Origin of the sequence: Microseira sp. BLCC-F43 (assembly GCF_041929235.1) — a bacterium.
Classification (GTDB): domain Bacteria; phylum Cyanobacteriota; class Cyanobacteriia; order Cyanobacteriales; family Aerosakkonemataceae; genus Microseira.
In genome coordinates, this window is sequence record NZ_JBHFNP010000206.1 from 1 (window position 1) to 11,496 (window position 11,496).

The window sequence follows — 11,496 nt, forward strand, 5'->3', positions numbered from 1 at the left end:
GGAAAGCCTTTCTATGCCGTGCCCCTACGCGATTGGATCTTTTTATCCCATTGGTTGTCGGGGCACGGCGATCGATCGGATTTTCGTTATCAGGAAAGCCTTTCTATGCCGTGCCCCTACGCGATTGGATCTTTTTGTTGATGATATTAATCCCATCGGCATTGGTTGTCGGGGCACGGCGATCGATCGGATTTTCGTTACCTGGAAAGCCTTTGTATGCCGTGCCCCTACGCCATTGGATCTTTTTGTGGACTTACGCAAAGAAACCGGGTTTCTGGAAATATTAAAAAATCTGGAATTTTAACTGATTAAATGTAGATGACGGCGATAATTTTCCAGTAAATTATCGCGAGCTAAGGTACTTCAACCAATGACTCAAATCAATCAAGATCGCAACTTGGTTTTAGAGCCGCTAGACGTGCCAGAAGCAATCGCACGACGCAGAGCGATTAAAAGCTTCAAACCAGATAAAATATCCCCAGAATTGCTCAGCAAATTAGTTGAATTAACCGTAGCCGCACCTAGCAGTTATAATCTCCAAGATTGGCGAATTGTCATAGTGCAAGAAGAAGCACAAAAGGCAGCACTTTGTCAAGCGGCATATAATCAGCAACAAATCGTACAAGCACCCGTTACGTTTGTATTTGCTGCAGATGCGGGCGCTTGGAAAAAAGATTTATCTCCAATTTTTGACCAAGGATTGCAAACGGGTGCGTGGACAGAAGCCACGGTAAACTATTTTAAAAATGCGATTCCTCAGTTCGCGATGAGTATCGGAGAAAAGACGAGGGAGTATGCGATTAAAGATGCCACGATCGCGGCGACTCATTTAGCACTAGCGGCGGAAAGTTTAGGGTTATCTAGCTGTTTTATGAATGGTTGGGTAGAGGAAGAAGTGAAAAAAGTTATCGGTGCGGAGGCAGAGGAGGATTTAGCGATCGCACTCTTATTACCCATCGGATATGCCGCAGAACCAAGGAAAAATCCCGGTCGTCTGCCATTATCTTACAATGTGTTTGTCGATAAAATAGGCAATCGGTATCTGGGGTAACTGACAGAAAGAAACCCCCGCTACTCCGAGAGCGGGGGCATTATGTTGTAAAGGTAAAGTTCTCCCATTGCTTTTGCTTTCACCATTGAGATCCAGAAGTTTGATTAAGTCAGCAGACTAGATCAGAGACAAATTGTCTAATTTTCCAGCATCTTTTTAACGAGATTCAGTTCCTTGATTGGGAGCGCCAACTACCTTGACAGCACCTCCAGGAGCTTCAGGTTCGGCACCGGCACGGACGTCAGTACCGGATTCTTGACCAGTCATGCGATATCTTTCATCAAGTGGTGTGTCACCCTCTTCTGTGGTTGGTATAGTTGTTTGGGTTCCAGGGTTATCTTGAGGGTCATATCGAGAGTCTTCTTGCCGATTCTCTTGAGGATTATCTGGTGTCATAATTTCCACTTTCAGTAACAGGTTATTCTCTAAGGCTAGCGATCAGTTTCTCGTAGGTGTTCTATCGTCAGAGAGAAAATCTTGAGCGGAAGCGATATGCCTCCCTTCGCTTCGCGAACGCACTTGGTATGCTTGGACACGATCCGGCTTAACATTGACAGTGGGATGATCTTTTCGTTACCAGGAAAGTCTTTCTCTGCCGTGCCCCTACGCAATTGGGTCTTTTTGTTGATGATATTAATCGGATCGCCATTGGTTGTCGGGGCACGGCCTGGTATGATCTTTTCTTTACCAGCAACGCCAATCGATGCCGTGCTACTACGCAATTGGATCTTTTTGTGGATGATATTTATCCGCTCCCCATTGGTTGTCGGGGCACGGCCCAGGAGCGTCTTTTCGTTATCAGGAAAGCCTTTGTATGCCGTGCCCCTACGCAATTGGATCTTTTTGTTGATGATATTAATCGGATCGGCATTGGTTGTCGGGAACGTGGGATGATCTTTTCGTTACCAGCAACGCCAATCTCTGCCGTGCTACTACGCAATTGGATCTTTTTGTTGATGATATTAATCGGATCGGCATTGGTTGTCGGGGCACGGCCCAGGAGCGTCTTTTCGTTATCAGGAAAGCCTTTCTCTGCCTTGCCCCTACGCAATTGGATCTTTTTGTGGATGATATTTATCCGATCGCCATTGGTTGTCGGGGCACGGCCCAGGAGCGTCTTTTCGTTATCAGGAAAGCCTTTGTATGCCGTGCCCCTACGCAATTGGATCTTTTTACTGTTCAATTATCTGCGCTTTTTTTCCGTTATATATAAGCGCGCGCCTTGACCATTATGAAAATAAGCATATCAAAAAACTCGCAGAAAAGTCAAGGGATTTTAGATTTTAAATTTGGGAGGCACGCGGGGTTAGAAGCCGAGGTTTTATTTTTTCCCTTTGACGATAGGCAGAAAAATAGTCAGCACTTCGCCTTGTTGCGGACGTTGTTTGACGATCAATTTTCCGCCCAAAGCTTGGAAGATATTTTTAGTGACGCTGTGGTTGAGACAGATGCTACCTGTTTCTGGTTGGAACATTAATAATTGACCGATTTGCTTGCGTTTGTTGGAGTTGCAAGGTTGCGATCGCATACCATCTTGTTTCCCAGACTCTGGCTCGATAAAATGCTTTAATTGCACCTTAATCTGATTCCCCGCAGGTATCGCCTGTAATTCGATATGACTCCCCGCAGGCAAGTTACGGGTAAAATTCTCGATCAAGCCGGTGAGTATCCGATCCAACATTGTCGGATCGCTTTCTACGGGTGGCATTTGCTGCGGCATCCGCACTTCTATTGTGAGATTGCGCCGACTTGCCTGTTTTTGCCAGCGCGGTAAGCTATCTTGCAATAGCTGGGTGAGGTCAGTTGTCGTTAAGTGAAGATTGGAAGATTTGGCATCAGTTGTTTCTATTTCTGCTGCTTGGAACAGCAACTCCATGCGGTCAATTTGTTCGGTACATTCGTGGTCGATATATTCTAAGCGCTTGATGACATCTGGGGACAATTCTTTGCGCTTGAGCAACAGTCGCGTCAACATGCGAATTGTTGTCAAGGGGGTGCGGACTTCGTGGGCGAATGCTTGCAATAACTCGACATCATCGGATTTGGATATAGCGCTGGGGGCATCGGACATGGGGTGAGTAGCTTTGGTGATGCGATCGCTTACTTTTGCATATCTAGTTTCGTCTTGCATCGGTAAGTATTTCAGCATCAAGCGGCTAAATTTCATTACGGTGCGGTAGTCGGGTGCTGCAAAGCCAAACTGCTCAACTAATGCATCGAGTTGCCTAAATTGCGGCTGGTGCATCAGCAACATCCGCAACTTGAGGCACTCCCAAGCTTGCTGCACGACTTCTGGGTCAAAGGAAAACAGAAAAGCCGGTTGATTTGCCAGGTTTTCCCCCAGAACCATCACCAAACTGAATTTATTAGTTAAAACCAAACAAAATTGTTCGGCGGCGATGGGATCGATGGGTAGTAAAGGCAGGGAATGGGAGGAATTGGGGGGGATGAGGATATGTTCGTCTTTGGCGGGTGGTAGCTGAAACAGCATCCCAGCTAAAACGACTTCCAGCATTTGAGGCGTAAAAATCCAGGTTTGGAAGCGAGAATTGAGCGCCGGATCGCTGATAATTGGTGAGGGACAGGTTAAAACTAATCCCCCAAGGGCTGAATCGTTGACGGTGACAACCTCACCCAGGAGATGTTCTAGGGATGCGATCGCACTTTGCCATTGCTGTTCGGCTTTGACGCGCTCAAGAGCCATAGAACCGTTGACGAAAGCTTCTTTACCATCGGTCGATTTGGCACAGAAGGCGGCATCATCTGCCCCCAGGCTTTCGCTTTGGGCTATTATTTCACTCACAGTTGGCAGCAACCACTTTTGCACCGACATCACCTCACTAACCTCGCCCTGGAAAATGTAATTCAAACCGGGGACACCGCGGCAGACAAATGCTTTCAGCGGTCTCAAACATTTTTGCTCCTGTGCCCCTACGACTTCTCTACGAGATTATCAATATATGTCCTCTGGTAGTGGTAGTAGAACCGAACCAAGTGCTGGTAATTTCCGTTCCCACAAGCGAGCAAAAGCCTTTCCTTGGATAGAGAGCTTGTTTACACCTATGGCTGATGTCTGATTTTGTTTAAAGAACAACCATAGATATAGGACTGGTATAGAGGTAATAGGTAATGGGTAATAGGAAACGCGCTCGATAATTGTCCAGAAGGCAAAATCATTTTAATCCAATTACCAATTACCGATTACCGATTACCGATTACCAATTGTAAAACATTGTCGGAGGAGGAAACATGGCTTTAGGATCTCGCAAGCGTGCAGTTGGTGTATTTCCCACGCGAGCTGAGGCAGAATATGCCTTAACAGAATTGAGAGATTCTGGTTTTCCAATGGACAGAGTTTCTGTGGTTGCTAAAGATGGCGATCGCAGAAATGATATTGCTGGTGTAGAAACCACTGAGCGCATCGGCAACAAAGCGGATGAAGGTGCTGCTACGGGTGCTATTACAGGTGGCGCGCTGGGTGGTTTAACTGGTTTATTAGTTGGTTTGGGTGCATTGGCAATTCCGGGAATTGGTCCTGTAATGTTAGCAGGCGCAACAGCAACGGCGATTGCTACGACACTTTCCGGTACTGCAATTGGTGCAGCGGCTGGTGGTTTAATTGGTGCATTAATTGGTTTGGGAATTCCGGAAGAACGAGCAAGAGTTTACAACGAAAGAGTTAGTCGCGGTGAATATTTGGTGATGGTAGAAGGTGACCAAGATGATATTCATCGCGCCCAAGCAATTTTGAGCCGCCGGGGTATTCAAGAATGGGGTATCTACGATATGCCGGAATCTTATGGCTCGCCCGCTGGCTACGCCGGAGTTGATACGGCTCGCACCGGCTACACCAATGACGTAACTTATCGTCAGGATGATGTTACGGATGTGGATGACAAAGTTATCATCATCGACCGTCGGGAAGAAGTTCGTTAATTAGGACGAACCTATCACCTTTGTTTCTGCCTATATCTCTGGTGCCAAAGCGACGATTTTTCATAGAAACAAAGGTGATTTGCCTCAGTCCTGAATTAGTCAGTAGTAACGCAAGTTGGTAGTTACTTTTTAAGGGCTGCTAATAGCTAATGGCTAATCGCTAATGGCTAATGGTAGAGGTGGAAAATATTACCATAACCAATTAGCAATTAGCGATTAGCCATGGCAAAAATCCATCAAATTAACGGGTGATAAAAATGAAAAAGCTCGCTACAGTAATGCTCAGCAGTGTCCTTCTCCTGGGTGCAGTTGCTTGCAGCCAGGGTGAAAAAACTAGCGCTGATGCTCCTAACAATGCTACCCAACCCACCCAAGCTCCAGCCGCAGAAAGCGTGCAAGATACTCAAAAGGATGCTGCTAGCCAAATTCGCAGAGATCAGCTAAATGCTGATATTCGAGCGCGGGAGCAACGCAACAATATTACCGGCGGCGACAGCAATAGAGCTGATGCCGACCTCGCAAGCGAAGTTCGCAGCAAATTAGAGGCTAATATCCAAAAAGGTCAGCTAACTGTTGCAGCTGAAGATGGTGTCGTAACCGTAGGTGGTACGGTTCCAAATCAACAAGATTTAGCCAAAATCGATCGTTTGGCTAAGGAAATTAAAGGCGTTAAGAGCGTCGTTGTTAATGCCAAGATTGCGCCAGCACAACCGAAACAGTAGATTAGACCTCTGGCAAAAATCCCGTTTGTGGTAGGGAACATGATTGATGTTGTTAAAGTATCCGAGATATCCGGGTTGTTCCCTACACCGGCATGATTGATGTTTAGATCTCGTAGATCTCGAGATCTCGTTCCCAGGTTCAACCTGGGAACGAGTATACTGAGGCTCTGCCTCAAGGTGCAAGATCTCAGTTGACGCACAAAAACCGGGTTTCTCAAAGAAACCCGGTTTTTCAACAGCGACAAAAACCGGGTTTCTCAAATAAACCCGGTTTTTAAACAGCGACAAAAACCGGGTTTCTCAAATAAACCCGGATCTCGTTCCCAGGTTGAACCTGGGAACGAGAATACTGAGGATCTGCCTCAAGGTGCAAGCTCTCAGTTGACGCACAAAAACCGGGTTTCTCAAAGAAACCCGGTTTTTAAACAGGTTTTTAAACAGGGACAAAAACCTGGTTTCTCCAAGAAACCCGGTTTTTAAACACTACTTAAAACTGCTACTAATTTTTCTAAATGGTTGATTTCGTGAGTTGCCATTACTGAAATGCGAATGCGACTGGTAGGAACTGTGGGAGGACGAATTGCGGGGGCAAAAATGCCCTCTTTTTTTAACTGATTTCCTATTTTTAAAGCGCTAGCAGCATCGTTTAATTGCAAGCAGAGGATGGCAGACTCGGAAGGCAGCAATTTCAAATCTGGTAATTCTTGCATAATTAGCTGCTTTAAATAATCGACATTACGCCATAATTGGGTGCGGCGTTGTGGTTCTTGTTGGATAATTTTAATTGCTTCCAATGCAGCAGCAGTATCCGCTGGTGAAAGTGCTGTGGTATAAATCCAACTGGGGGCGCGGTTACGCAAAAAGTCGATTAAAGTCGATGAACCGGCGATATAACCGCCTAAACTGCCCAAAGCTTTGCTTAAGGTTCCAATTTGAATTAACTGCCTTCCCGTGCAGCCAAAATGTTCTACGCACCCCGCACCATTTGCTCCTAAAACTCCAGTAGCATGAGCTTCATCGACTAGCAGCATAGAGTTAAATTGTTCTGCCAGATCTAATAAAGCAGGTAAGGGACAAAGATCGCCATCCATGCTGAAGACGCTATCGGTAATTATCAAGCAACGACGGTAGAGTTCGCGTTCTTTTTCTAACAAAACGTTTAAATCCTGCACATCGCCGTGAGCGTATTCTACTACCGTCGCGCCGCTTAAAATTGCGCCATTTTTCAAGCTGGAATGATTGTACCGATCGGATAAAATTAAATCGCGCTTGCCTACCAAAGCTGCGATTGCTCCCAAATTCGCCAAATACCCGGAACTGAAGGCGAGGGCGTCTTCGGTTTGTTTCAGCGATGCGATCGCTCTTTCCAATTCTCCGTGTATTCTCCTATGCCCGCTGAGTAATCTAGAACCCGTACTACCTGTGCCGAATGTTGAGGTGGCGGCGATCGCAGCTTGAATCAATCGCTCATCTCCTGCCAATCCCAGGTAATCGTTACTGGCAAAGTTGATAATTTCTTGTCCTTCCAGACAAACAACCGCACCAGGACGACTGGAAATGGTTTGTACAAAACGATACCAATCAGCTTTATGAATTGTGGCGAGCGAGCGCTGTATCCAAGCATAGGGATCGGTAGGCATCTTGATTTATGACTGGTTTTCGGGTGACTCGGTATTTTTTATTTGAGCATTTTTGCCTTTAACGGGGGGTAATTTTTCGACTAAACCCATTTCAAAGGCGATATCTGGCAACTCACCCACGATATACTTGCCTGGTTGAAATACTTTGCCAGGAGTCAAACACATTTGTTTTAGTTGAACGATCTCGCCGGGGGCAAAGATATCTCTGGACATTCTTCTTTCTAGCGGCATGACTTAGCCTCCTTGATCATCGGAATCGTCTTTACTTGTCATATTTGAAATTATATCCCTAGTATGAAGCTTTTTTCTGTCCCTCGCCGCATCATAAAGATAAGTAAACTTTCAGTTGAGTGTCTGCATCCAGAGTATCTAAATAGTTTACATCAGGGTTGTGCATTAAAAATTTGCTCTGTAGTGGCTAATTGCCAGCTTGCTAATTGCTAATTGCTAATGGGATTTTTGGGATTAGGAATTAGTTTAAGCGCTCGGAGTAAAATGATAATTAATTAAGCGGATGCTAGCTAACATAATAATTTGCTCTAAATTTGGCTCGTCAACTGATTGGAGGAAAGAATTTACAATTTAACATTCTAATTAGGGAGGAATGGGAAAAATGAGGAAAAAAATTAAAATAGGCGAGCAAGTGACGCTGGTTGAAGATCGGCCAGATATAGGATTATTTCGAGGGCAGGTTGGGACGGTTGTGCAAGAATACGAACCGGGTGTTTATGATGTTGAGTTTAGGTTTTTAAGCGGTCGCGATCAATTGATTGTGACGACTTTACGATCTGGCATGTTAATGCCTTTGCACCCGGTTAAAAGGTAAGAATTAGGGACTCTGTTGAGGCAGAGGAGCAGAGGGGCAGGTGTGCTCTTGTGCAGGTGGGCTCCAGGGGAATTTGAATGTACATTCTCCCCTGCTCCCCATCTCCTCTGCTCCCCTGCTGCTACGGGTTATGGGGAATTACCCTGCCGCAAGGATAAGTTGCCACGGGTTGTTCGGAAGCCATTTCTGCGACAGCGGCGGGAACTTGATCCGATGGCTGAGTTTTGGCTGCTAGATATGCGGCTTGGAGGTTTTGTAGCATATCTTGGCGGCGATCGCACAACCGTTTCAACGGACGAGGTTCGCATTCGGTCATGACATAGGCGGTAATTAAAGGCAATGCGATCGTGCTGTCGGTGTAGCAAACAATGGTATTGGGCAATTCTTCTGGGTCAACTTTACCCCAACTAACGGCTTCGCTGGGAGTTGCGCCAGATAAACCGCCGGTATCGGGACGCGCATCGGTAATTTGCACAAAATAATCGTGTCCTCGTTCTTCCAATCCCAGTACTTCGTGTAGCTGGGGTTGGGTTTGCAGTAGGAAGTTTTTGGGACTACCGCCGCCTAAAATAATTGCAGCGCTTTTGCCTTCGATGTCGGGGTTTGGGGTTTCGCGGGCGTAGTATGCGATCGCAGCCGTTTCGTTCACATCTATCGCCGGATCGATCACCAATTTAGACCCTTCCAACGCCAACGCCGCCACGTTCATCCCAATCGAACTATCTCCTGGAGAAGAAGTATAAATCGGCACGCCGCATTCATAAGCCGTTGCCAATAAGGAAGAATGCTTGACGCCGACTTGCTTTTCGACTTCCCGCACGTACTTGCCTAGCAGATAGTGAAACTCAGCAGTTCCCATGCGCTTCTGAAACGGTTCTGCTTGCAGAATTTTGCGAATGAAGGCATCGGTTTCCAACAGCACATCGTAGCCGAAAATAATGTCATAAATACGAATCGTGCCTTCTTCGCGCAGCTTGATGTCATCTAAAAATGGGTTGCCCGCGAACAGTTCAAAACCCAATCCATAGTGCATATCGTGGTAAAGATTCGCACCAGTGCTGATTATCCAATCGATAAAACCATTGCGAATCAGGGGTGCGAGGGCAGAAATTCCGAATCCGGCGGGTGTCATGGCGCCGGATAGACTCAATCCCACGGTAACGCCTTCTTGCAGTACTTCGCGACTGAGTAATTGGCAGATTTCCCGCAGTCGGGCAGAGTTGTAGGCGGTAAAGTAATTTTCGATTAAATCGACAACATCAATACCTTTGGGAATAGGGACGGGGGCGATTTTGCGACCTTGTGGTTTTGACATGGTATTGTCTGGATAATTCTTTTGTAGACGCCGGATCGATTTTAGCGATAACGCTGACAAAAAGTGCCCTTATACTGGCGGAAGTTTCGCCTGTTGAAAAATTTGCGCTGGTGTGAGTTGGAGTCCTTCTAAAATAGAATCAGTTAAGAGTGCATCTCCTCTTATTGTTTGGGGCGGTGCATCGGGATAAAAAATAGTAATGGTTCTGGCTTTTGCATCGACGATCCAAACTCTAGAAACTCCTGCATTGAGGTAATCTATTGCTTTTTCACTCAAATCGCCAAAGGTTTGATCTGGGGAAATAATTTCAATGACTAATTCGGGAGGAACTGGACAAGCTTCATCGAGAAAGCGATCGAGGGGAAGAAGTGTATAAGAAATATAGAGCAGATCGGGAACTGGCACCCAGTCACGATTGTTCCGCTTGAGGGTAATTGCCCATTCTATACCAACTTCTCCCCGCTCTTGACACCACTGAGTCAGCAGGGTGTAAAAAGCACCTGTCAATCTGGAATGAAATCGTTTGGGTGACATTTTAGGGATTGCCTCTCCATCAACTAACTCATAAGTGACATCTGCTGCGGGCATTGCTAGAAATTCGTCTATTGTCAGTTTATTTTGAGTTTGAATCATAGAACCCTCGCGAGAGTGAATGTAACACTCGGCAATAAAGATAATTATAGCTTATCCTCAAAAACCGAATGCGATCGCAGAATCAAACGCGGGTTATATTGAGGGTATTTTAATTGGTTGAAATCAGTGGTTCAAGCTGAGCTAGGAGTTGAGTAATTTTGTTTTGGGCAACATCCCAAACGATGTCTAAATCTATGCGATCGTAAGCATGAGAAACCCAATCTGTCATTCCTGCCATATCTTTCCAGGGTATTTCTGGATTTTGAGCGCGAAATTCACTTGAAATGCGTTTCGTTGCCTCACCGATGACCATAATTCGATAAAGAATAGCAGCTTGTTTTTCATCAGAAGCTGCTAACCCATCGCGGTCAATTTTTGTAACGTAGCGTTGAATCATCTGGCAAGCTTGCACAATATCCAACAAAGAAGCCATATCTCTATTCGCCGACATAAATCACCTGTGCCGAGTTAAGAATTTCCTGTTTTCTGATCCAGTTAATGCTTTGTTCAATAGATTGCTTGCTCAGGATATCTACCTGGCGCCCGAATAAAGTTTCAAGTTCCTCCTGCATCTGCATCGCATCATCGAATGTCCATCGGTAATCAGGTGCAAAAGTTACCAACACATCTATGTCGCTTGTTTATGGGCAAAAATCATCTCGCAAAACTGAGCCAAACAGCGCTAATTCTTTAATGCGCCACTTGGTGCATAATGCTGTAATTTGTTCGTTAAAATCCCCCAAGCGATTGAGGGTTAAATCTAAGTTAATGTTAGGCATTTGATCTAGATTAATTGCTAGTATAAAAGCTGGCTTTTTATTGCGATCAACGCCTTTCGGCATCAAAGGTAATTAAACGTTAACACAGTTTACTGTAGCTGTGTACTGTGCGCTCAACGCCGAATGGGCGCTCAACGCCGAATGGCATCAAAGGTAATTAAACTATTTGATATGTTAAATCTAATTGTTCTAGTTTGGGCGATCAACGCCGAATGGCATCAAAGGTAATTAAACCAAAAGGCATTAGAAGACTTAAACAGACCTCCCTAGCGATCAACGCCGAATGGCATCAAAGGTAATTAAACTTTTCAGATCCAACTCTTGCCCAAACCCCAGATATGAGCGATCAACGCCGAAAGGCATCAAAGGTAATTAAACTCAAATAGGCGAAGGGTAACCTTCGCTCCTTGGTCGGCGATCAACGCCGAAAGGCATCAAAGGTAATTAAACGCGACTGAACGCGGTCTATCTTTGCGATCAGAAATGCGCTCAACGCCGAAAGGCATCAAAGGTAATTAAACGTAAGCCTGATTAAATCAATTAGTTGAGTAAAATCACGCGCTCAACGCCGAAAGGCATCAAAGGTAATTAAAC

The 11,496-nt window shown here is 45.5% G+C and carries 15 protein-coding genes; 6 read left to right on the plus strand and 9 right to left on the minus strand.

Features of this window, described 5'->3' with window-relative positions; translation table 11 throughout:
• Together ACE1CM_RS28115 and ACE1CM_RS28120 are read left to right on the plus strand one after the other, a co-directional pair.
• The coding region (locus tag ACE1CM_RS28115) for a hypothetical protein (RefSeq protein WP_374882160.1) at window positions 1–304 on the plus strand (304 nt) is incomplete at its 5' end.
• A gap of 66 nt (window positions 305–370) precedes the next feature.
• Complete coding sequence (locus tag ACE1CM_RS28120; RefSeq protein WP_374882161.1) at window positions 371–1,051, plus strand: nitroreductase family protein; 681 nt, start codon at window positions 371–373, stop codon at window positions 1,049–1,051.
• A 156-nt stretch (window positions 1,052–1,207) separates the two neighbouring features.
• Here ACE1CM_RS28120 and ACE1CM_RS28125 read toward each other — a convergent pair whose 3' ends face one another.
• A complete protein-coding gene (locus tag ACE1CM_RS28125; RefSeq protein WP_374882162.1) occupies window positions 1,208–1,447 on the minus strand; it encodes a hypothetical protein in 240 nt (79 codons plus the stop codon).
• A 478-nt stretch (window positions 1,448–1,925) separates the two neighbouring features.
• Here ACE1CM_RS28125 and ACE1CM_RS28130 point away from each other — a divergent pair, with 478 nt between their 5' ends.
• Entirely contained in the window at window positions 1,926–2,264 is a 339-nt protein-coding gene (locus tag ACE1CM_RS28130) for a hypothetical protein (RefSeq protein ID WP_374882163.1), read from the plus strand.
• A gap of 108 nt (window positions 2,265–2,372) precedes the next feature.
• Here the strand turns inward: ACE1CM_RS28130 and ACE1CM_RS28135 are convergent, their stop codons facing one another.
• The gene (locus ACE1CM_RS28135) at window positions 2,373–3,962 is read right to left on the minus strand and encodes a sensor histidine kinase (RefSeq protein ID WP_374882164.1); all 1,590 of its coding nucleotides are present in this window, start codon (window positions 3,960–3,962) and stop codon (window positions 2,373–2,375) included.
• A gap of 338 nt (window positions 3,963–4,300) precedes the next feature.
• Here ACE1CM_RS28135 and ACE1CM_RS28140 point away from each other — a divergent pair, with 338 nt between their 5' ends.
• Complete coding sequence (locus ACE1CM_RS28140) at window positions 4,301–4,987, plus strand: general stress protein (protein WP_374882165.1); 687 nt, start codon at window positions 4,301–4,303, stop codon at window positions 4,985–4,987.
• Window positions 4,988–5,244: 257 nt separating this feature from the next.
• Window positions 5,245–5,709, plus strand: a complete 465-nt coding sequence (locus ACE1CM_RS28145; RefSeq protein WP_374882166.1) for a BON domain-containing protein — start codon at window positions 5,245–5,247, stop codon at window positions 5,707–5,709.
• A gap of 476 nt (window positions 5,710–6,185) precedes the next feature.
• Here the strand turns inward: ACE1CM_RS28145 and bioF are convergent, their stop codons facing one another.
• Together bioF and ACE1CM_RS28155 are read right to left on the minus strand one after the other, a co-directional pair.
• Complete coding sequence (gene bioF, locus ACE1CM_RS28150; protein ID WP_374882167.1) at window positions 6,186–7,349, minus strand: 8-amino-7-oxononanoate synthase; 1,164 nt, start codon at window positions 7,347–7,349, stop codon at window positions 6,186–6,188.
• Between the two features lie 6 nt (window positions 7,350–7,355).
• Entirely contained in the window at window positions 7,356–7,580 is a 225-nt protein-coding gene (locus ACE1CM_RS28155; RefSeq protein ID WP_374882168.1) for a hypothetical protein, read from the minus strand.
• 382 nt (window positions 7,581–7,962) lie between these two features.
• Here ACE1CM_RS28155 and ACE1CM_RS28160 point away from each other — a divergent pair, with 382 nt between their 5' ends.
• Window positions 7,963–8,175 (plus strand): DUF4926 domain-containing protein, encoded by a 213-nt coding sequence (locus ACE1CM_RS28160; RefSeq protein WP_374882169.1) that lies wholly within the window; start codon window positions 7,963–7,965, stop codon window positions 8,173–8,175.
• 121 nt (window positions 8,176–8,296) lie between these two features.
• On the opposite strand, the gene speY is transcribed toward ACE1CM_RS28160, so the two are convergent.
• From speY to ACE1CM_RS28185, 5 genes are all read right to left on the minus strand, one after another.
• Complete coding sequence (speY, locus tag ACE1CM_RS28165) at window positions 8,297–9,490, minus strand: deoxyhypusine synthase (protein ID WP_374882170.1); 1,194 nt, start codon at window positions 9,488–9,490, stop codon at window positions 8,297–8,299.
• A gap of 69 nt (window positions 9,491–9,559) precedes the next feature.
• Window positions 9,560–10,123, minus strand: coding sequence for a Uma2 family endonuclease (locus tag ACE1CM_RS28170; protein WP_374882171.1), 564 nt, complete (start codon window positions 10,121–10,123; stop codon window positions 9,560–9,562).
• A 109-nt stretch (window positions 10,124–10,232) separates the two neighbouring features.
• Window positions 10,233–10,574: a DUF86 domain-containing protein gene (locus ACE1CM_RS28175; protein WP_374882172.1), complete on the minus strand. Its 342-nt coding sequence runs from the start codon at window positions 10,572–10,574 to the stop codon at window positions 10,233–10,235.
• Window positions 10,561–10,749, minus strand: a complete 189-nt coding sequence (locus ACE1CM_RS28180) for a hypothetical protein (RefSeq protein WP_374882173.1) — start codon at window positions 10,747–10,749, stop codon at window positions 10,561–10,563. The genes ACE1CM_RS28175 and ACE1CM_RS28180 overlap by 14 nt, the downstream gene beginning before the upstream one ends.
• A gap of 15 nt (window positions 10,750–10,764) precedes the next feature.
• Entirely contained in the window at window positions 10,765–10,965 is a 201-nt protein-coding gene (locus ACE1CM_RS28185; protein WP_374882174.1) for a hypothetical protein, read from the minus strand.
• Between the last annotated feature and the right edge of the window lie 531 nt (window positions 10,966–11,496).